The 20,040-nt window shown below is 49.5% G+C and carries 20 protein-coding genes and 1 riboswitch; of the genes, 19 read left to right on the top strand and 1 reads right to left on the bottom strand.

From position 1 onward, the window contains the following. Positions 1-204 precede the first annotated feature (204 nt). The 4 genes from trhA (at position 205) to B3S86_RS10575 (ending at position 3,415) form a co-directional block, all read left to right on the top strand. Positions 205-864 carry a PAQR family membrane homeostasis protein TrhA gene (gene trhA, locus B3S86_RS10590; RefSeq protein WP_035396436.1) on the top strand — a complete coding sequence of 220 codons (660 nt, stop codon included), beginning with the start codon at positions 205-207 and terminating at the stop codon, positions 862-864. Continuing rightward, positions 861-1,535, top strand: a complete 675-nt coding sequence (locus B3S86_RS10585; RefSeq protein ID WP_290752278.1) for a TVP38/TMEM64 family protein — start codon at positions 861-863, stop codon at positions 1,533-1,535. Before trhA ends, B3S86_RS10585 begins: the two co-directional genes overlap by 4 nt. Before the next feature lie 84 nt (positions 1,536-1,619). Next, entirely contained in the window at positions 1,620-2,537 is a 918-nt protein-coding gene (locus B3S86_RS10580) for a proline dehydrogenase family protein (RefSeq protein ID WP_029342446.1), read from the top strand. 59 nt (positions 2,538-2,596) lie between these two features. After that, positions 2,597-3,415 (top strand): DUF2785 domain-containing protein, encoded by an 819-nt coding sequence (locus B3S86_RS10575; RefSeq protein WP_290752274.1) that lies wholly within the window; start codon positions 2,597-2,599, stop codon positions 3,413-3,415. 683 nt (positions 3,416-4,098) lie between these two features. Here the strand turns inward: B3S86_RS10575 and B3S86_RS10570 are convergent. Continuing rightward, positions 4,099-4,746, bottom strand: coding sequence for a class I SAM-dependent methyltransferase (locus B3S86_RS10570; protein ID WP_290752271.1), 648 nt, complete (start codon positions 4,744-4,746; stop codon positions 4,099-4,101). A 183-nt stretch (positions 4,747-4,929) separates the two neighbouring features. On the opposite strand from B3S86_RS10570, the gene B3S86_RS10565 reads away from it, so the two are divergent. From B3S86_RS10565 to B3S86_RS10495, 15 genes are all read left to right on the top strand, one after another. After that, positions 4,930-7,347: a 3-hydroxyacyl-CoA dehydrogenase/enoyl-CoA hydratase family protein gene (locus B3S86_RS10565; RefSeq protein WP_290752268.1), complete on the top strand. Its 2,418-nt coding sequence runs from the start codon at positions 4,930-4,932 to the stop codon at positions 7,345-7,347. A 17-nt stretch (positions 7,348-7,364) separates the two neighbouring features. Further along, positions 7,365-8,555 (top strand): acetyl-CoA C-acetyltransferase, encoded by a 1,191-nt coding sequence (locus tag B3S86_RS10560; RefSeq protein ID WP_290752265.1) that lies wholly within the window; start codon positions 7,365-7,367, stop codon positions 8,553-8,555. Then, on the top strand, positions 8,552-10,336 hold the full coding sequence (locus B3S86_RS10555; RefSeq protein ID WP_056062884.1) for an acyl-CoA dehydrogenase family protein: 1,785 nt from the start codon (positions 8,552-8,554) through the stop codon (positions 10,334-10,336). Before B3S86_RS10560 ends, B3S86_RS10555 begins: the two co-directional genes overlap by 4 nt. A gap of 74 nt (positions 10,337-10,410) precedes the next feature. Beyond that, positions 10,411-10,863 (top strand): DinB family protein, encoded by a 453-nt coding sequence (locus tag B3S86_RS10550; protein ID WP_290752260.1) that lies wholly within the window; start codon positions 10,411-10,413, stop codon positions 10,861-10,863. A gap of 34 nt (positions 10,864-10,897) precedes the next feature. Continuing rightward, complete coding sequence (locus B3S86_RS10545) at positions 10,898-11,260, top strand: arsenate reductase family protein (RefSeq protein WP_290752257.1); 363 nt, start codon at positions 10,898-10,900, stop codon at positions 11,258-11,260. Between the two features lie 64 nt (positions 11,261-11,324). After that, positions 11,325-11,708, top strand: coding sequence for a glycine cleavage system protein GcvH (gene gcvH, locus B3S86_RS10540; protein ID WP_029342437.1), 384 nt, complete (start codon positions 11,325-11,327; stop codon positions 11,706-11,708). Between the two features lie 98 nt (positions 11,709-11,806). After that, positions 11,807-12,088 carry a thioredoxin family protein gene (locus B3S86_RS10535; protein ID WP_023469167.1) on the top strand — a complete coding sequence of 94 codons (282 nt, stop codon included), beginning with the start codon at positions 11,807-11,809 and terminating at the stop codon, positions 12,086-12,088. A gap of 539 nt (positions 12,089-12,627) precedes the next feature. Then, a complete protein-coding gene (locus B3S86_RS10530; protein WP_290752253.1) occupies positions 12,628-13,266 on the top strand; it encodes a class I SAM-dependent methyltransferase in 639 nt (212 codons plus the stop codon). A 3-nt stretch (positions 13,267-13,269) separates the two neighbouring features. Continuing rightward, a complete protein-coding gene (locus B3S86_RS10525; RefSeq protein ID WP_023469165.1) occupies positions 13,270-13,734 on the top strand; it encodes an S-ribosylhomocysteine lyase in 465 nt (154 codons plus the stop codon). Then, positions 13,731-14,654: a PLP-dependent cysteine synthase family protein gene (locus tag B3S86_RS10520; RefSeq protein WP_035405994.1), complete on the top strand. Its 924-nt coding sequence runs from the start codon at positions 13,731-13,733 to the stop codon at positions 14,652-14,654. Before B3S86_RS10525 ends, B3S86_RS10520 begins: the two co-directional genes overlap by 4 nt. Continuing rightward, entirely contained in the window at positions 14,647-15,813 is a 1,167-nt protein-coding gene (locus tag B3S86_RS10515; RefSeq protein WP_290752251.1) for a bifunctional cystathionine gamma-lyase/homocysteine desulfhydrase, read from the top strand. The genes B3S86_RS10520 and B3S86_RS10515 overlap by 8 nt, the downstream gene beginning before the upstream one ends. Positions 15,814-15,870: 57 nt before the next feature. Beyond that, positions 15,871-15,975, top strand: a riboswitch (SAM riboswitch). A 78-nt stretch (positions 15,976-16,053) separates the two neighbouring features. Beyond that, positions 16,054-17,076 carry a methionine ABC transporter ATP-binding protein gene (locus B3S86_RS10510; protein WP_029342433.1) on the top strand — a complete coding sequence of 341 codons (1,023 nt, stop codon included), beginning with the start codon at positions 16,054-16,056 and terminating at the stop codon, positions 17,074-17,076. Next, complete coding sequence (locus B3S86_RS10505) at positions 17,073-17,738, top strand: methionine ABC transporter permease (protein ID WP_035406001.1); 666 nt, start codon at positions 17,073-17,075, stop codon at positions 17,736-17,738. Before B3S86_RS10510 ends, B3S86_RS10505 begins: the two co-directional genes overlap by 4 nt. A gap of 32 nt (positions 17,739-17,770) precedes the next feature. Beyond that, positions 17,771-18,598, top strand: coding sequence for a MetQ/NlpA family ABC transporter substrate-binding protein (locus tag B3S86_RS10500; RefSeq protein WP_290752247.1), 828 nt, complete (start codon positions 17,771-17,773; stop codon positions 18,596-18,598). 79 nt (positions 18,599-18,677) lie between these two features. Continuing rightward, complete coding sequence (locus B3S86_RS10495; protein ID WP_290752244.1) at positions 18,678-19,928, top strand: MDR family MFS transporter; 1,251 nt, start codon at positions 18,678-18,680, stop codon at positions 19,926-19,928. The last annotated feature ends 112 nt before the right edge of the window (positions 19,929-20,040 follow it).

Here is a 20,040-nt window from a genome sequence, read left to right as displayed (position 1 = left end):
GCAAAGGCGGTGTGGATTTTTGTATAAGCGGGAAAAGACAAACAGATGACGGTTGTCATCAAATCGACAGAATCTTTCGATAGGCACGCTGTCGCTTCAGAGCGTATAATCAAAGTGTTAGTCTTGTGTCATTAGAAAGTAGGTGTTCGGTTGGTTACCAAAAAAGAACTTAAGCAAACGATCAAGCAACAATCGAAAGAAACGATCGAAGAGCTACTCGCAAAAGGTGACTCCTTGAAAGAGGAGATCGCCAGTGCCATTACACACGGATTGGGTGTCATTTTCAGTATCGTCGCGCTCGTGATGTTGATCCTGCAGGCGACGAAATCTGGCAGCGCTTGGAACGTCACTGCTGTCAGTATCTTCGGGGCAACGATGATTCTCCTTTATCTGTTCTCGACCTTGATGCATTCGCTGATGCATACGAAAGCAAACAAGGTTCTACAAATTTTAGATCATGCTGGCATCTATCTGTTGATTGCCGGTAGTTATACACCGTTCGCTTTAATCACACTCCGTGGTCCGCTCGGCTGGACATTGCTCGGAATCGTCTGGGGTGTCGGAACGCTCGGCATCATCTGGAAGCTCTACTCGACGGGGAAATATGTCTGGATCTCGAACGCGTCTTATCTGATTCTTGGCTGGTGTTGTCTGTTTGCGATCAAGCCGATCTATGAAGCACTTGGATTACAAGGATTCTTACTGCTCCTCGGTGGTGGTCTTGCGTACTCGCTCGGCGTCATCTTTTACGTCTGGGCACGCTTGCCGTATAACCACGCGATTTGGCATCTGTTCGTTCTTGCTGGTAGTGTGTTGATCTTCCTGTCGATTTTCTATTACGTTGCTCCAGCGACGATGTCATGAAGAAACTACGGCTCCGGGACTGGCTCCCGATCACGCTGTATTTTATGTTTGGACTTGGATTGCTCCTGTATTTCCGGATGTCGGGAATGTTGGAGCAATTCGACATTCAAGCATTATCGGATTGGGTACGGAATCAAGGTCTGACAGGGATGTTGCTCTATGTGCTCGCTTATACCGTCCGACCACTCGTCTTTTTTCCGGCGAGTCTTTTGACCGTCTTTGGCGGCTATACGTACGGTCCGTGGCTCGGGACATTACTTGATGTTATTGGTGCCGGTACGGGTGGATTACTCAGCTTTTGGATCGCCCGGTTGCTCGGTCGCCGTGGAGTTGAGAAGTTGATCGGGAAAGGGAAGCTGAACGTACTCGACGAACGGATTACAACGAACGGCTTTCTCGTCGTCTTGATCGTCCGGTTGATTCCGCTATTTCCGTTTGACGCGATCAGCTACGCGTCCGGATTATCAAAAATCCGCTTTAAACAGTTCGCCATCGCGAACTATATCGGGATCATTCCCGGTGCGTTCGTTTACAACAATATCGGCTCAAGCCTTCGTGATCCGTTCTCGTGGCAGTTCTTCCTCGCGATCGGTCTGTATGTCTTATTCTTTGCCGTGGGACTTGTCGCACAACAGATTCTCAAAAATAAACAAAAGAAAGAGCGTATGTAAGCGCTTTATGTCATAATATAAAGGCAGAGATGTGAACCGATACGGTAAAACAGCCTAGCATTTATTTAGGGGGAATCATGAGTGATGGAAAAAGTACTACGGGATGGTTTTATCTTCTTATCGCAAAACAAGACATTGAACGGTCTCGCCAAGCGATACGGGCTTAAATTCGGAGCAAGTCGCTTCGTGGCAGGGGATTCATTGGAAGCATCAAAACGGGCGATCCAGGAATTGAACGCAAAAGGATTATGCGTCACGATGGACCATTTAGGGGAGTTCATCTCGACGGTAGCGGAAGCAGAGATGATGACACAAGAATGTATTCGTGCGGTTGAGATGATTGCGGAAGAAAAATTAGACTCGCAACTCTCGTTGAAACTGACATCACTCGGACTTGATATCTCGGACGACTTGATTCGTTCGAACATGGAACGGATTTTAACACGGGCAAAAGAACTCGGTGTCTTCGTCACGATCGACATGGAAGATGAGCCACGTTGTGAAAAAACGATTCAACTGTTTGAAGAATTGCGCCAATCTTTCGATAACATCGGTACGGTCATTCAGTCATACCTCTACCGGTCGGAAGATGATATCAAACGCGTCGGTCGCTTCGAGACGAATCTCCGGATCGTTAAAGGGGCATATAAAGAGCCGGCAACGGTGGCGTTCCCAGAAAAAGAAGACGTCGATCACAACTACATCAAGCTCGTGAAGTTACAATTATCACTCGGAAACTATGCTGCCGTCGCAACACATGACGATGCGATGATCGAGCAAGTCATCCGTTACGCTAAAGAAAACGGGATTGAAAAAGACCAGTTCGAATTCCAGATGTTATTCGGCATCCGGGTTGAGCGTCAACTCGAACTCGTCAAACAAGGCTATAAAGTCCGTGTCTACGTTCCTTATGGACGTGACTGGTACGGTTACTTCATGCGCCGCTTAGCAGAACGACCGGCAAACGTTGCCTTCGTTCTCAAAGGAATGGTCAAAGGATAAGAAGAGAAGGCGATGCAACGCTGCATCGTCTTTTTTGAATTTAGAAGGGAGAGAACAAAATGGCTCGAACGGAACAACAGCTAAAAGAACTGCTACAACAAGACGCGAGTGTAACACCTGCGTTACTCGATGAGTTGCTTCTACATATCGGTTCGACGGATTCTGAGTTGCGGGATGGATTGGTCTATCCGCAGTTAGCGACCTACATCGCATCAGAGTCATTTACGATAGAAGACACCAATCGAATTTTCGATTTTATTTTAAGTGGGCATGGATTGATGTATAGAATGGGAACAGCGGACACAACAGCTGTCCTGACGCGATCATTTTCAGCATTAGCACTCGCTGAATTGTTAGTGATGGACAAAACCCGACACTTATTGACGCAAAGTCAGCTGGATCGGCTGTCGACTTACTTACAAACCTATTTGGAGCAAGAAAAGGATGTCCGTGGATTCATTGACGGAATGGGGTGGGCACACAGCATAGCACATATCGCAGATGTCTATGCGGTTTGGTTTACGCACCCAGCGAGTCGTCCACAGGAGGAGCTCGGAGCGATTGATGCGATGATTCGTCAGTTAATCCGATCCGATTATCTCTATGTCGATGAAGAAGCGGACCGGATGGTGACGGCGTGGTTGCAAGCTTGTCGTCATGGACTGTCGGAAGATATCCTATTGCAACGAATCGAACGTAATATTAAGGAGTGGCTTGAGAGTGACGTGACATGGGGAGATGCGGAGTGGACGACGTATCGTAACGTTAAACAGATGCTACAGACACTCTATTTCCGACTGAAATGGGAAGAGCAATCGGGTCTTGTCTTGGTTGAAGAGTGGTTGCGACAGGTACATCAGCGAACGCATGGAGGATGAAGCAAAATATACCGGACGTTCCCAACATCTTCGCTTTCCTCAGGCTAAGCCGCGGCATTTCGCATTCCATGCGATTTGCCGGGTCTTCCTCTTCCCTGAGGGAAGCATCTAGCATGCTTCCTTTTCCTTTAGGAGTCGAAGATGCCTAGTTCGTCCTAGATGAACTCATATCAAAAGCGATCGATTCCATTGACGGAAATCGATCGCTTTTGAGTTCTTTGGATAACAAATGAGTACGTCCTCCTCACATGTCTTCACCCGACTCCTTCAGGAAAAAGCGCGATGTTTTAACTCGCGCTGTCAGAGACGAACAAGACCCGGGTTCGTCATCCGAAGGATGAAGAAGACTGGCTTGTGTCTCGCCTGAGGAAAGCGGGTGAGAAGACAGTGAGGTGAATAGTGCGTTACATCGGTCATTTCGCATCATGGCCAAATGATATTACCTAGAAACATCATCCCAGCAAATAAACCAATCATTAAGAAGACAGTAGTTTGTGGTTGGAAACGTTTCTCCCGATAACGTCGAAATAAACGGTCCCCCAATGCCTGTATACAGAATAACAGACCAATAAAGAGTAGGAAGAATTGCCATCTTTCTAGAACATCGAGAGCATCAATGTAAAATAAAAAAACAATACATAAAGCTATTAATATAGACGTATAAAAGGTACTGTGTGACATATTTATCGCTCCCTCACAGCCGTCGTCTGAAAAGCAAACAAACACGAGAAAGCATGTGCTTGATCAAGTAACCGATGCCCCGTCATGACGGCTCCTTCCTTTTGGATGACCGCTTCATCAAGCAACGTCCAGCCGCGCTCTTTTGCTAGCTGCAGCAATTCCCATGGCATCATCGTATTTCCCATCGCGACTTCCTCACCGTAGAGACGACGGTAAGCAAGTTGCCGTGGTGCAGCTGTCGGACCAAGTAGACTGATGACGACTAGCGGAGCGACGCGTTCGATTTCTTGCAGCACTTGAACGGGACGTGTCGACCATTCGAGTGAGTTAACGGCGAGGACGACATCAAACGCATGATCGGCGAACGGCAATGCTTCACCCGTTCCAACGATGAACGTCTGCTCGGGTGACTTCTCACGGGCGATTCGGATCATCTCATCTGAGACGTCGAGTCCGACTGTCTGAAAGTCGGGCGTCAGTAAGCGACAGGCGGCACCATCGCCACAACCGAGATCAAGCAACCGACCACCGGTGATCATTTTTCGTAAGAACGGTAAAACGGTTTTGCGGCTGCCGTTCGTCCACATATCATCAGCGCGCTCCGCCCAGTCAGCGGCTTTTTGATTCCATACGTGCTCGGTTTGACTCATTTTCAACCACTCCTTTTTAACAGTCTAACAGGAAAATTTGTCCATTGACTGATTTTTTATTGCTACTGAATCATTATTCATTTATGATGAAGATGTAGAAGAAGCACACCAAAGTCGTTCGGCTTCTTTTTTTGTCAGTATAATGAATGGTTATTCATTCAATTTAAAATCAGGGGGTATATCATGGCGAGTCAAATCGGTCAGCCGACCACAATCCAGTTGACGAAACACATCCAATTCGCCGTCATCATCGGTTCAGGGGTGATGGGTGCAGGCATCGCGGCACATCTTGCGAATGCTGGCATACGGACATTGATGCTTGATATCGTACCAAAAGAACTTACGGCACAAGAAGAGAAGCAGGGCTTGACGCTGAGTGATCCGCGCGTCCGCTCCCGCATCGCGCGCGATAACCGCGAAAAACTCTTGAAACAAAATCCAGCACCACTCGCGTCGAAAAAATTGATCGATTTCATCGAGGTCGGAAACTTAGAAGACGACTTAGAGCGTCTGAAGGAAGCGGACTGGATCGTTGAAGTCGTCGTCGAACGACTCGACGTCAAACAGCAATTGTTCGCAACGATCGAACCTTTCATTCGGGAAGACGCAATCGTCAGTTCGAACACATCCGGCATCTCGATTGAAGCGATGCGCAAAGGGCGCTCGGAATCGTTCAACCGTCGTTTCCTCGGGACACACTTCTTTAACCCACCACGTTATCTGAAGTTGCTTGAGTTGATTCCGACGTCAGACACGGATTCACGTGTCGTCGACTTCATGAAACAATTCGCTGAGGAACGACTCGGAAAAGGTGTCGTCATCGCGAAGGACACACCGAACTTCATCGGCAACCGAATCGGGACATACGGTCTCCTCGTGACGATGGATGAGATGAAAAAAGGTGGCTATTCGATCGGGGAGGTCGATTCGGTCACAGGTCCACTACTTGGTCGCCCAGGGTCAGCAACATTCCGGACACTCGACGTCGTCGGCATCGACACGTTCGTCCATGTCGCAAACAACGTCTATGACTTGTTGCCGGAAGGCGAAGAGAAGGAGACGTTCGCGGTTCCGGCTGAAATGCGTCGCCTTGTCGAACAAGGAGCACTCGGTGCGAAGACGGGTCAAGGCTTCTATAAGAAAGTCGGAAAACAGATCCTTGAACTTGATCTCGAGACATTCGAGTACGTTGAAAAGAAAGCGCTTACTGAACCGTCGATCGGACAAGCTAAAGCACTTCCGGGCGCAAAAAACAAACTGAAAGCCGTCGTCTTCGCGCAAGATCGTGTCGGTGCCTTACTCTGGCCGATCCATGCGAAAACATTGCTCTACTCGGCTCAGCTGACGGGAGAGATCGCAGACGACATCAAAGCAATCGACGAAGCAATGAAATGGGGCTTTGGCTGGAAGATGGGACCGTTCGAGACATGGGACGCACTCGGTGTCGAGAAGACGGTCGCGAAGATGAAACAAGACGGTTACGCAGTACCGGCATGGGTCGATGAGATGCTCGCAGCAGGAAAAACGAGTTTCTATGATGCGTCTGGTCGTCATTATGACGTAACGACACAAGACTACGTCGGAGCAACGGTCAATCCGAAGGAGATCCGACTCCGCGATGTCCGGAAGTCAAACGGTGTTCTCCTTGAGAACAATGGGGCACGTTTGCTTGATATCGGTGACGATGTCGCAGTCCTTGAGTTCACTTCGAAGAGTAATGCGATCGGTGTCGACATCATGCAGATGATCGAACAGTCGATCGATTTAGTTGAGAAAAACCACCGTGGTCTCGTCATCGCGAACGATGGCAAGAACTTCTGTGTCGGTGCGAACCTAGCGATGATGCTGATGGAAGCGGAAGATGAGAACTGGTTCGAACTCGACTGGATCATCAACAAGTTCCAACAATCGATTCAAAAGATTCGTTACGCATCACGTCCAATCGTCGCTGCACCGCAAGGGATGACGCTTGGTGGCGGTACAGAGATCTCGCTTCCGGCAGCTCGTCTGCAAGCTGGTCTTGAAACGTACATGGGTCTCGTCGAAGTCGGTGTCGGTCTGATTCCGGGAGGTGGCGGAAACGTCAACACGTACCGTCGACTGCTAGAAAACACACCGGACGGACTCGTCAACATCGAGAAAGCAGCGCAAAAAACGTTCGAGAACGTCGCGATGGCAAAAGTCTCAAAATCAGCCTTTGAAGCACGCGAACTCGGATATGTCCGCTCCGTTGATCAGATCTCGATGAACCGGGATCACTTGACGTATGATGCGAAACAACTCGTCCTTGAACTGGACCGGACTGGCTACACGGCACCGGCAAAAGCGAAGATTCCAGTCGTCGGTCGTGCTGGGAAAGCGACGCTTGAACTCGCAACACGCGAAATGTTCTACGGCGGTTATATCTCGGAACACGATTTGAAAATCGCAAGTAAACTCGCACACGTCATCGCCGGCGGAAACGTCGCCTTCGGTAGCCACGTCGATGAACAATATATGCTCGACATCGAACGGGAAGCATTCTTGAGCCTAATCGGTGAGATGAAGACACAACAACGGATGCAGCACATGCTCGTCAAAGGCAAGCCGCTTCGTAACTGAGGACTGGGGGGATTCGGATGAAGGAAGCAGTAATCGTCGCCGGTGCACGGACACCGGTCGGAAAAGCAAAAAAGGGCGCATTCAAGTCGATGCGTTCGGATGAATTAGCAGGCATCGCCATCCAGGAAACATTGAAACGGTCCGGTTACACGGGAGCGGTCGATGACGTCATCCTCGGATGTGCCTTGCCGGAAGCGGAACAAGGCATGAACATCGCTCGTTACGCTTCAGTCCTTGGCGGATTATCCCACGAGGTACCGGCAATCACGATCAACCGGTATTGCTCAAGTGGTCTACAATCGATCGCTGACGCGGCGATGAAGATCATGACGGGGCAAGCAAGAGCCGTCGTCGCCGGTGGACTCGAATCGATGAGTCAAGTTCCGATGCCAGGTCACGTCGTCCGACCTAATCCGTCGATCGTCGACACGGCACCGGAGTACTACATGAGCATGGGGCATACAGCGGAGCAAGTTGCTGCGACCTACAATGTCTCACGAGAAGATCAAGATGCCTTTGCCTTGAAGAGTCACCAAAAGGCAGCAGCAGCAATCGCAGCTGGTAAGTTTGCTGACGAAATCGTCCCGGTAACGGTGACGGAACAATTCGTCAATGATGAACTGAAAATCGAAGAGAAGACATTCGTCGTCGAGCACGATGAAGGCGTTCGTCCGGATTCGTCACCTGAAGGTCTTGCAAAACTTCGCCCAGCGTTCCGCCTCGGCGGTAGCGTCACAGCAGGGAACTCTTCGCAGACGTCAGACGGTGCCGCTGCCGTCCTCGTCATGGAACGGGAAGAAGCAGAACGCCAAGGCTTACCGATTCTCGGCAAGTTCAAGTCGTTTGCGGTCGGTGGTGTCCGTCCGGAAGTCATGGGCATCGGACCGGTCGTCGCGATTCCAAAAGCACTTGAACTCGCAGGCATCACGCTTGAGGACGTCGGATTGATCGAGTTGAACGAAGCGTTCGCATCGCAGTCACTCGGTGTCATCCGCGAGCTTGGATTAAACGAAGACATCGTCAACGTCAACGGTGGAGCGATCGCCCTCGGTCACCCACTCGGTTGTACAGGAACAAAACTCACATTGACGCTCTTGCATGAAATGAAACGCCGGAATGTCCAGTATGGTGTCGTCTCGATGTGTATCGGTGGCGGAATGGGCGCAGCAGGCGTATTCGAACTAGTTGAAGGAGGAACAGGACAATGAGCCAAACGACAAACGAATTAATCAAAGGTGGCAGTTTCGTATTAGATGAGTTAGCACCAGAACGTCTCTTCACACCAGAGGATTTCTCGGAAGAACACAAAATGGTCGGTGACATGACAGCGAAGTTCGTCGAAGATCGTGTCGTTCCTGTCCTTGACCGGATCGAAAAACATGAGTTCGAATTGTCGGTCGGTCTTCTCCGCGAAGCAGGCGAGCTGGGTCTACTCGGCGCAGACGTTCCGGAAGCATACGGCGGCTATCAGATGGATAAGATTTCGTCTTCGATCATTACGGAGAAGTTCGCACGTGGTCGTTCATTCGCCCTCAGTTACGGCGCACACGTCGGAATCGGTTCGTTGCCGATCGTCTTCTTCGGTAACGAAGAGCAAAAGCAGAAATACTTGCCGAAACTCGCTTCAGGGGAGTGGATTGCTTCGTATGCATTGACGGAGCCAGGCTCTGGTTCGGATGCTCTTGGTGCCAAAACGACGGCTGTCTTGAATGAAGCAGGGACGCACTACATCTTGAATGGTGAAAAACAATGGATCACGAACGCTGGTTTCGCAAGCTTGTTCGTCGTCTACGCAAAAATCGACGGTGACAAGTTCACAGCCTTCCTCGTCGAAGGATCGTATCCAGGCGTCTCAACAGGCGTCGAGGAACAGAAGATGGGAATCAAAGGATCATCGACACGGACGTTGATCTTACAAGATGCAGAAGTACCGGTCGATAACGTCCTGGGTGAAATCGGACGCGGTCACGTCATCGCCTTCAACATCTTGAACGTCGGTCGTTATAAATTAGCTGTTGGTGCCGTCGGTTCATCGAAACGGGCGATTGATCTCGCAGTCCAGTACTCGAACGAACGTAAGCAGTTCAAAACACCAATCAGCTCGTTCCCATTGATTCAAGAAAAACTCGCGACGATGGCAGCACAGACGTATGCGATGGAAAGCTCAGTCTACCGGACGGGTGGTTTGTTCCAAGATAGCCTTGATCAGCTGTCGGAAGAAGAGAGCAAAGACGGTAAGAAAATCGCCGATGCCATCGCGGAGTATGCGATTGAATGCTCGATGAACAAAGTCTTTGCTTCGGAAACATTTGATTATGTCATCGATGAAGCGGTTCAGATTCACGGTGGTTACGGCTTCATGGCAGAATACGAAGTCGAGAACATGTACCGCGATTCACGGATCAACCGGATCTTCGAAGGAACGAACGAGATCAACCGTCTCCTCGTACCAGGAACATTGCTGAAGAAAGCGATGAAAGGCGAGTTGCCATTGCTTGCGGAAGCACAGCGTCTGCAACAAGAAGTGATGAGCTTCATGCCGACTGACATCGGAACAGCACCACTTGATCGCGAACGTCACTTACTCGCGATGATGAAGAAAATCTTCTTGTTGACTGCCGGAACAGCGGTCCAGAAATACCAGGACAAACTCCAAGGCGAGCAAGAGATCTTAGCGAACACAGCCGACATCATGAGTGCAATCTATGCGCTGGAGTCAGCGATCGTCCGAACGGACAAAGCGATTGCCGATAAAGGCATCGAGAAGAGCGAACTGAAAGTCCGTTATACGGAAGTCTTCGCGCAACAAGCATTCGAAGCTGTCGAGCGTGACGCGAAAGAGACTCTCTACGCGGCAGCAAGCGGCGACGAACTCCGGATGTTGCTCTCGGCACTCAAAAAATTCAGCCGTTATCAGCCGATCAACGTCATCGGTACGAAACGCGACATCGCAAAACGCCTCATCGAATCAAACAAATATACGGTCTAAGTCAGGTTTACCGCTTCGCCTTTGCAGGGAAAATCTCTGTAAAGGCGAAGTTTTTGGTTGAGGAGGAAAACGAGATGCGCCAAGAATTGGTTGAACTGCAATTTGCGATTGCCTACTATCAATCCCTTGAACGTTTGTCGCCGGAAGAATGGGATCTGTCGCTTGCGCTCAACAAGTGGACCGTCCTTGAGTGCGTCAGCCATCTATATTTATGGGACCGGTTTTATTACGATCATGCCATCTCGAAGTTACCGGATGAACCGTTGACGCTCGTCGAGACGGATTTTGATCAGTTCAATCGACTGGCGGTCGAATATGCGCATCATATCGATCCGCTTGCTTTGTTGAAAAAAGCGATCAGTGTCCGGCGTGATATCGTCGATCACCTCAATCGTCTGTCTGATGAGCAATTTGCGGCGACCTATGAGAATTTCCGACCGCAAGAATTCGTCGAGTCGTTCGTCGCCCATGACGCCCATCATCAAGATCAGATCGACGGGGCGCTCGCACGCTTGAAGCAGAAGTGATCCATCTGCTACTCTTGGAAGTGAGGTGATGAACATGACAACAACAGTCACGATGTACGGCTACCCGAAATGTAGTACGTGCGTCAAAGCAAAAAAAGCACTCGAACAGCACGGTGTCGAAGTCGATTACAAACATATCGTCGAGGAGACACCATCTGCTGCAACGATTCAGGAACTCCACCAAAAAAGTGGAGAGCCATTGAAGAAGTTCTTCAACACGAGCGGTCAATCGTATCGTTCGCAAGGCATCAAGGACAAACTCCCTGAGTTATCAGAAGACGAGCAATACAAGTTGCTCGCAAGTGACGGCATGTTGCTGAAGCGTCCGATCGTCACAGACGGGAAAGACGTCACGATCGGCTTCAAGGAAGAAATGTATCAAGGAAAATGGTATTAAGTTCAGAGTCGATTTTGGTATACTGAACACGTTAGTCCAAATTAGTCCACAGGGGGAATCGGAAATGAGTCAAGTAAAAGACAACTTACGCTATTCGGAAGAACATGAATGGGTCGAAGTATCAGGAAACAAGGCGCGCATCGGAATCACGGATTTCGCGCAACACGAACTCGGGGATATCGTCTTCGTCGAATTGCCTGAAGTCGGGGATACGATCTCAGCAAACGAGCCATTCGGTTCAGTCGAGTCGGTCAAGACAGTCTCGGAATTATACGCACCGATCTCTGGTAAAGTCGTTGCCATCAACGAAAACCTTTCGGATTCCCCAGAACTCGTCAACGAGTCACCATTCGAAGGCGCTTGGATGGTCGACATCGAAATCGAAGATGCTTCACAAGTCGAGGCATTGATGGACGCTGCGGCGTACAAATCGATGATCAACGAGTAATACTTAACGAAAAGAGAGTGAACGAGGCGCTTGCGTTTCGTCCGCTCTCTTTTTTTTGTATACTGACGACAGATGCCACGAAGAAAGGAGCGACCGTCATGCAAGAGGTCACGACCGTCCCGGAAAACGGGCTATTGTATGTCTATGCACCGATGTGCGGGACATGCGCCATTGCGGAACGTATGCTCGATATCGTCGAAGCGACGGAATCAGGTCAATCGATTCAAAAGGCGAACGGGAATTTCATTCCAGATTTCTTAGAAGAAGCCCGTGTCATGAGTGTTCCTGCGTTGTTGCGAATTGAAGAAAATCAAGTCGTAGAGCGACTTTATGCCTTCCAGTCCGTCCAAAACGTCTTTGCTTTCTGTCAAGAACGGTAAGAAAAGTCCAACTGGATTTTTCTTTTTGTTAAATTGTCGGAATATTTACAATAATCCGTTGACAACGCAGAAATATGAATGGTATATTCATAACAACTTCTAGAAATGCATTATAGGAAGTCTAGCAGAGATGATCGTTCAATACGATTCAAGTCCTGAACCCTTTTTCCCATCCTAAGCCGGTGTATTGTTTCCCCTTAAGTCGTCCCCCAAAGACGAAGCGGTGCAATGAACGGGTGGTGGATCGAAAGGACCGATCAGGAAGTGAACGTAAGCTGGCTATCATGTCGAACAGGCGCCGTCCTCCACGCGGAAGAGCGAACAATTCCGAATGGAGCTGGGTTTTCCTTCGTAGCATTTCTAACCACATTATTCGTGTTGTCGGTTCGCCGGCAACGCCTTTTTTTTGTTTTCTGGAAGTTTTTCGAGCCGGTCGCTTGCCAGGATAGAATCTCCTTGCTACAATGCGAATAAGGAAAATTACTTTAATTCATATCCGATTACTCGGAATTAACTGGTGAGATGGAGGACGACAAGGCATGACAGTACGTTTTATGGATGTTTTCACAGAATGGGCATCAACGTATGACGAGACAGTAACCGGACATGATCCGGAGTATAAAGAGGTTTTTCGTCGATACGATGAGATTTTGGATACAGTAGCGGATAAAGCGCAGTCGCCGGTCATTGAATTCGGAGCAGGCACAGGGAACCTGACACAACGTCTTCTGGCACGTCACGACGCCGTACTCGCCGTCGAACCAAGTCCGGAGATGCGGGCAATCCTGACGGAAAAGATTCCGTCACTTGATGTACAAGACGGTCACTTCCTCTCGTTCGAGGTGAAGGAAGCACGCAGTTTTGTTTCGACGTATGCGTTTCATCATCTAACGGATGAGGAAAAGGGAGAAGCAATCGAACTGATGGCATCACATTTACCGGCAGACGGAAAAATCGTCTACGCGGATACGATGTTCGTCTCAGAAGAGGCACGCCTGCAAACGATCCGCGAAGCACGCGCTCAAGGGTTCGATGCGTTAGCGGACGATCTCGAACGCGAATTCTACCCGTTGATTCCAGTCATGGAAGAATTGTTTACAGCACGGGGATTCACTGTTAACTTCACACAATACAATCACTTCGTCTGGCTCGTAGAAGCCGAGAAAATGGGGGAATAAATCATGGCACTTCAAAAAATGAACGTCGAAAGCTTTAACCTGGATCATACGAAAGTCAAAGCACCTTATATCCGCGTCGCGGGTTATAAAGAAGGTAAAGTCGACCAAGTCGTCAAATACGATATCCGTTTCACACAACCAAACGTTGAGCAAATGCCGATGCGTGCGATGCACACACTTGAGCACTTACTTGCTGAAAACATCCGTAACTACTCGGATGATGTCATCGATGTCTCGCCGATGGGATGCCAAACAGGTTTCTACATGGCGATGATGAACTTCGACTCGGTCGAAAAAATGAGCGAACTCGTTGAGAAGACGTTGAAAGACGTCCTCGCAGCAGAAGAGATTCCAGCGCAAAACGAAGTCCAATGTGGATTTGCGAGCGCACATGACCTCAAAGGAGCGAAGCACTATGCCGAGAAAATGCTTGCCGGTCGTGATGAATGGGACATCGTCTTCGGATGATCGCGAACAACGTCCGCGACCTCGTCGGAAACACACCACTTTACGAGATCACTTCATTCGATTTGCCTGCTGGTACGCGCATTTTGGCGAAGCTCGAATGGATGAACCCTGGGGGCAGCGTCAAAGACCGCCTTGGCATTCAACTCGTTGATGCAGCGATCGAAAACGGACATGTGACACCAGGCGGTACGATCATCGAGCCGACAGCCGGGAATACCGGCATCGGCTTGGCGCTCGCCGCTAAGAAATACGATCTCCAAGTCATCTGTGTCGTTCCGGAAAAATTCAGTCAGGAAAAGCAGACGTTGATGCGGGCACTCGGCGCAACCGTCGTCAACACGCCGACTGAACTCGATATGCAAGGGGCGATCGACCGGGCAAAAGAACTCGGTCAGGAAATTCCGAACAGTTACGTTCCGTTACAATTCGAAAACGAAGAGAACCCAGTCACGTATCAGCGGACACTCGGTCCTGAGCTGATGGCGGACTTGCCGCATATCGACTGGTTCGTTGCCGGTTGTGGTTCAGGTGGTACGTTCGCCGGAACAGCGGACTTCTTAAAACAACGTCTCGGTACAAAAGCAGCAATCGTTGAACCGGAAGGCTCCGTCTTGAACGGTGGTCCAGCCGGTCCGCATAAGACAGAAGGTATCGGTACAGCGAAATGGCCAAGTCTCGTGCCGCGTGAGCTCGTCGACGAGATTCATACGATTTCCGACCGCGATGCGTTTGACGCGGTCCATACACTCGCTGCTCGCGAAGGATTACTCGTCGGTAGCTCAGCAGGGGCAGCGCTCGTTGCTGCGCTTGATATCGCAAAGCGTCACCCCGGCAGTACAATCGTCACCGTCTTCGCAGACAGTGCCGAACGCTATTTAAGCCAACAAATCTTTGAAAAGGTGGACGAAACTCATGCGTAAGAAGACAGCATTGATTCATGGAGGAACAGGTGTCGATCGGGCAACAGGAGCCGTCACACCTCCAATCTATCAAACAAGCACATACAAGCAAGATAAAATCGGTCAACTTAAGGACGGATACGAATACTCACGGACAGCGAACCCGACACGGACGAGCATCGAACGATTGATTGCGGATCTTGAAGGTGGCGCACGTGGTTTTGCGTTCGGTTCTGGGATGGCAGCGATTCATGCTGTCTTCCACTTGCTTGAGTCTGGCGACCACATCGTCATGACGGACGATGTCTACGGTGGTACGTTCCGTTTGATGCAACGCGTCTTACCGAAGTTCAACATCCAAGTGACGTTCGTCGATACGACGGATCTTGCAGCAACGGAAGCAGCGATCCAAGACAATACGAAGATCGTCTACGTCGAAACGCCGACGAATCCGTTGTTGAAAGTAACGGACATCGCAGCAATCGCAACTATTGCAAAACGTCACGATCTTAAACTCGTCGTTGATAACACGTTCGCGACACCATACCATCAACAACCACTCGCACTTGGTGCTGACATCGTCTTGCACAGTGCGACGAAATACATCGGCGGACATTCAGACGTCGTCGCTGGACTTGTCGTCGTCAAAGATGATGCGCTTGGCGAAGAGATGCACTTCATCCAAAACTCGACAGGCGGCGTGCTTGGACCGCAAGACAGCTTCTTGCTCGTCCGTGGTCTACGTACGCTCGGTATCCGAATGGATGCGATCGAAGAGACAGCGCATGATCTCGTTGCGTTCTTACAAGCGCAAGACATCGTCTCGAACATCTTCTACCCAGGACTTGCATCGCATCCTGGTCACGACATCCAAGCGAAACAAGCGACTGGATTTGGTGGGATGATCAGCTTTGATGTCGGTTCAGCAGCGAACGCAGAAAAACTCGTCGAGGCGACACATTTCTTCACACTTGCTGAGAGTCTTGGTGCCGTCGAGAGCCTGATTTCCGTTCCGGCACGGATGACGCACGCGTCGATCCCAGCAGAACGTCGGGCAGAACTCGGCATCACGGACGGTCTCGTTCGGATTTCAGTTGGACTTGAGGATGCGGAAGATTTGAAAGAAGACTTAACACGTGCTTTCACGTTCCTCGAAAAAGTTTCTGAAAAAACTGTTTGACAACAAAAATAACCCCTGCTAATATTCAGAATATATTCTACAAACTTAATACCGAAACTCTTATCGAGAGTGGTGGAGGGACTGGCCCGATGAAACCCGGCAACCGCGGATCTAATCCGAAGTGGTGCTAATTCCAGCAGACAAAAGTCTGGGAGATGAGAGCAAATGGTTTTGTGTACTGAAAAGTGCGCGCGTTTGCTCTAAAACGCGCGCACTTTTTTTATTTTAGGAGGGACAGTTGTGATTCGTTTACAAGACGTAGGAAAGATTTATCGCTCAAAGCGCGGAGCGGTCGAAGCCGTCGCGAATGTCGATCTGACAATCGAGCGCGGTGAAATTTTTGGAATAATCGGTTATTCCGGAGCAGGGAAATCGACCTTGATCCGATTGTTGAATATGCTCGAAGCACCAACGAGTGGTTCGATTCAAATCGATGGTGTCGAAATGACATCACTGAAACCAAAAGAATTACGAGGCGTCCGCAAGAATGTCTCGATGGTCTTCCAGCACTTCAACTTACTCTGGTCACGGACTGTTGAAGAAAACATCATGTTCCCACTCGAACTCGGTGGCTTCCCGAAGGCTCGCCGTAAGGAACGAGTTGCGGAACTGATTCAACTCGTTGGTTTGGATGGACGTGAAAAAGCCTATCCGTCGCAATTATCGGGTGGTCAAAAGCAACGTGTCGGTATCGCTCGGGCACTCGCATCGAACCCGGACGTTCTCTTATGTGACGAGGCAACGAGTGCACTCGATCCGAAGACGACGGACTCGATTCTTGAGTTACTCGTCGACATCAATGAAAAATTGAAACTGACGATTGTCTTGATCACACACGAGATGCACGTCATTCAAAAAATCTGTCACCGGGTCGCCGTCATGGAGGCCGGTAAAATCGTCGAACAAGGACCGGTCGCAGAAGTCTTCCGTCATCCGAAGCAAGCGATGACGAAGGAATTCGTCAAACAATTGACGTCGCCATCGGAAAACGAGTTGACGTTCGCGAAACTCCGCGAACGCTACCCAACCGGAAAAATCGTTCAGTTGACGTTCGTCGGATCGACGGCGGAAAGTCCGATCCTCGCGGAAGTCATGAAGGATTCACCCGTCCTGTTCAATATCATCGGCGGAAACGTCGGTCAATCACAGGAAGGGGCGCTCGGTACACTGTTCATTCAGTTAATCGGGGAAACAGAAGCAACACAAGCGGTCATCACGAAGCTTCAAGCCAGTGATGTTGAAGTGGAGGTGGATCACCGATGATTTCATTCTTTGACAACCTAGACTGGGACATGGTGTGGGAAGCGACAGGCAGTACGATCTATATGACGGCAGTCGCTGGTCTTTCGACATTCGTTCTCGGTTTGATCATTGGTTTATTATTGTTTGCGACAAATGAAGAATTGTTGTTCAAAAATCGGGCGTTTTATTCGATCTTGAGCTTGATCGTTAACGTCTTCCGTTCGATTCCGTTCATCATCTTACTGATCTTATTGATTCCATTTACGAAAGCAGTCGTCGGTTCGTTCCTCGGACCAACAGCAGCATTACCGGCACTGATTTTAGGAGCCGCACCGTTCTACGGTCGGATGGTTGAACTCGCACTTCGCGAAGTCGATAAAGGTGTCATCGAGGCAGCTGAATCGATGGGCGCGACGAAGTTCCAAATCATCTACAAAGTCTTAATCCCAGAAGCATTGCCTGCTATCGTTTCTGGTATCACGGTTACACTCGTTGCACTTGTCGGTTACACGGCAATGGCCGGAGTAGTCGGCGGAGGTGGACTCGGGGACATGGCCTTCATCGAAGGATTCCAGCGTTCTCAAAACGATGTCATCGTCATTGCGACCCTCTTAATCTTAGCAATCGTCTTCGTCATCCAAATCATTGGGGACTTACTGATCCGAGCAATCGATAAACGTTAATTCAAATTTTATTCATATTGGAGGAATCATTCATGAAAGTTTGGAAAAAATTCGTAGGTACTGCCGCTGTATCCGTTTTAGCAATCAGTCTTGCTGCTTGTGGCGAAAAATCATCAGGAAGCGACGACAAGACACTCGTCATCGGTGCTTCGAACGTACCGCACGCTCAGATCCTCGAACACGTCAAAAAGGAATATGAAGCAAAAGGCTACAAGCTTGAAATCAAGAAGTTCCAAGATTACGTGCTTCCGAACAAAGCGCTCGCTGAAAAAGAACTCGACGCGAACTACTTCCAGCACGTACCGTATCTCGAGCAACAAGAGAAAGAAAACAAATCGTATAAGTTTGCGAACGCAGGTGGCGTCCACGTTGAGCCACTCGGTATCTACTCGAAGAAATACAAGTCACTTGATAAGTTACCAAACGGTGCAACGATCTTAACGAGCTCAAACGTCGCGGAACGCGGTCGTGTCTTGACGTTCCTTCAAAACGAAGGATTAATCAAACTCAAAGACGGTAAAACGACAGACGCGCAACTCGGTGACATCGCGGAGAACCCGAAGAAACTCAAGTTCAAGACGAACATCGAAGCATCGCTTCTTCCGCAAGCTTACAAGAACAATGAAGGCGACGCCGTCCTCATCAACACGAACTATGCGATCGATAACGGTTTGAACCCGTTGAAAGACGCGATCGCGTCAGAAGATGAGTCTTCACCATACGTCAACATCATCGTTACACGTGATGGTGATGAAAAAGACAAGCGTGTCACAGCACTTCTTGACGTGCTGCACGAAAAGAAAAACCAAGATTGGATTCTCGACAAGTACAAAGGTGCGGTCGTTCCAGTCAGCAAATAAGTTCACCGAAGCCGGCATCCTTCCTATATAATGGAAGGATGCTTTTCATTTGTCTGAAACAGGGGTTAGGGGGAATCATATGCAACGCATACGTCAACTGCATCCGTTGACACTCGGGGTCTTGTTCGGGACGTTTTTCTCACGTCTCGGAACGTTCATTACGATGCCGTTTTTCGCTATCTACATGACGACCGTTCTGAAGTTTGATCCGGTCGATGTCGGCTGGGTTCTCAGTATTTCGGCGATCGCCAGTCTCGTTATGAGTTTCATCGGCGGTACATTGTCGGACCGGTATGGTCGCCGGGCGATGATGCTTGCCGGAACGATCGGGTTCGCGATCGTCTTCATCGCACTCGCGCAAGTCGAGACGTTCTGGGCATTCTTCATCCTCAGTGCCTTGAACGGAGTCTGTCGTTCGATTTTCGAACCATCCGCTCGTGCCTTGATCAGTGATACGACGGACGAAGCAAATCGGTTATTCGTCTTCAACATTCGTTACGCGATGATCAACATCGCAGCTGCGATCGGACCAGGAATTGCCTTACTGCTGAGTGCGGGGAATACGTCCGCAACGTTTTACATCACGGCGTTCGTCTATATGGCATACGGGGTGATGATTGGATTCTTATTTAAACGTCATCCAATCACCGAGACGCATGGTGGCAAGAAGGTCTCGTTCGGAGCGACGGTTCGTCTGTTGCGGACGGATATCGCCTTTACGCTCGCACTCGCCGGCATCATCTTCGGGGTCTTCGGCTACAGCCAGTTCAATTCGACCTTGCCTCAGTTCTTGACGGAGACGTCACTCCTTGAAGGCGGGAAGACACTCTATGCGATCTTGATCACGATCAATGCGATCACCGTCTTGATCGTGCAGTATCCGATCATGAAGTTCGGCGTCAAGACGTCACCGCTCGTTTCGATCACGACCGGGATTGCGACTGTTGCGATCGGACTGTTCGTCATGGGGAATGCAAACGCGATCTGGTGGATGATCGTCGCGATGTTCATCTTCACGTGCGGGGAAGTGATGATGTTCACGATGACCGACATCTTGACTGATCGCTTTGCGAAGCCGGAATTAAGGGGCAGTTATTTCGGGGCAATGGGCTTGACGTCGATCGGACAATCAATCGGTCCAATTGCCGGCGGACATTTATTAAGTTTATATGGAGCGGACCGTCCGTTACCGATTTTCGGGATTTTAGCGGGCTTGACATTATTCGGAATACCACTGCTCCTACTGTCACAACGGATTCATCGGACTTCGACGATCGAGGAACTGGAGGAACCGGTGAAACTTTCGAATGATTCTCAACAAAACGCATGATTTTGAGAAAAAACAACGAGCGATGACGCTTGAATAATACGCCATGTTTCTTTAAGATTAGAATGATACTAAATTAGTAACGCTCGTGTTCTGAATCGTCAGTCACGAAATG

It is taken from the genome of Exiguobacterium sp. UBA3968 (assembly GCF_002385115.1).
Classification (GTDB): Bacteria; Bacillota; Bacilli; order Exiguobacteriales; family Exiguobacteriaceae; genus Exiguobacterium_A.
The sequence above is the reverse complement of the archived record's forward strand: the minus strand, read 5'-3'. Positions and strand labels throughout refer to the sequence as shown.

Excerpts from the sequence above, each read along its gene's own strand:
- gcvH (WP_029342437.1), top strand. The coding sequence starts at position 11,325 with ATGAGTCAAGTAAAAGACAACTTACGCTATTCGGAAGAACATGAATGG.
- B3S86_RS10585 (WP_290752278.1), top strand. The coding sequence starts at position 861 with ATGAAGAAACTACGGCTCCGGGACTGGCTCCCGATCACGCTGTATTTT.
- B3S86_RS10505 (WP_035406001.1), top strand. The coding sequence starts at position 17,073 with ATGATTTCATTCTTTGACAACCTAGACTGGGACATGGTGTGGGAAGCG.
- B3S86_RS10555 (WP_056062884.1), top strand. The coding sequence starts at position 8,552 with ATGAGCCAAACGACAAACGAATTAATCAAAGGTGGCAGTTTCGTATTA.
- B3S86_RS10570 (WP_290752271.1), bottom strand. The coding sequence starts at position 4,746 with ATGAGTCAAACCGAGCACGTATGGAATCAAAAAGCCGCTGACTGGGCG.
- B3S86_RS10560 (WP_290752265.1), top strand. The coding sequence starts at position 7,365 with ATGAAGGAAGCAGTAATCGTCGCCGGTGCACGGACACCGGTCGGAAAA.
- B3S86_RS10500 (WP_290752247.1), top strand. The coding sequence starts at position 17,771 with ATGAAAGTTTGGAAAAAATTCGTAGGTACTGCCGCTGTATCCGTTTTA.
- B3S86_RS10515 (WP_290752251.1), top strand. The coding sequence starts at position 14,647 with ATGCGTAAGAAGACAGCATTGATTCATGGAGGAACAGGTGTCGATCGG.
- B3S86_RS10530 (WP_290752253.1), top strand. The coding sequence starts at position 12,628 with ATGACAGTACGTTTTATGGATGTTTTCACAGAATGGGCATCAACGTAT.
- B3S86_RS10580 (WP_029342446.1), top strand. The coding sequence starts at position 1,620 with ATGGAAAAAGTACTACGGGATGGTTTTATCTTCTTATCGCAAAACAAG.
- B3S86_RS10565 (WP_290752268.1), top strand. The coding sequence starts at position 4,930 with ATGGCGAGTCAAATCGGTCAGCCGACCACAATCCAGTTGACGAAACAC.
- B3S86_RS10545 (WP_290752257.1), top strand. The coding sequence starts at position 10,898 with ATGACAACAACAGTCACGATGTACGGCTACCCGAAATGTAGTACGTGC.
- B3S86_RS10575 (WP_290752274.1), top strand. The coding sequence starts at position 2,597 with ATGGCTCGAACGGAACAACAGCTAAAAGAACTGCTACAACAAGACGCG.
- B3S86_RS10525 (WP_023469165.1), top strand. The coding sequence starts at position 13,270 with ATGGCACTTCAAAAAATGAACGTCGAAAGCTTTAACCTGGATCATACG.
- B3S86_RS10550 (WP_290752260.1), top strand. The coding sequence starts at position 10,411 with ATGCGCCAAGAATTGGTTGAACTGCAATTTGCGATTGCCTACTATCAA.
- B3S86_RS10495 (WP_290752244.1), top strand. The coding sequence starts at position 18,678 with ATGCAACGCATACGTCAACTGCATCCGTTGACACTCGGGGTCTTGTTC.
- B3S86_RS10535 (WP_023469167.1), top strand. The coding sequence starts at position 11,807 with ATGCAAGAGGTCACGACCGTCCCGGAAAACGGGCTATTGTATGTCTAT.
- B3S86_RS10520 (WP_035405994.1), top strand. The coding sequence starts at position 13,731 with ATGATCGCGAACAACGTCCGCGACCTCGTCGGAAACACACCACTTTAC.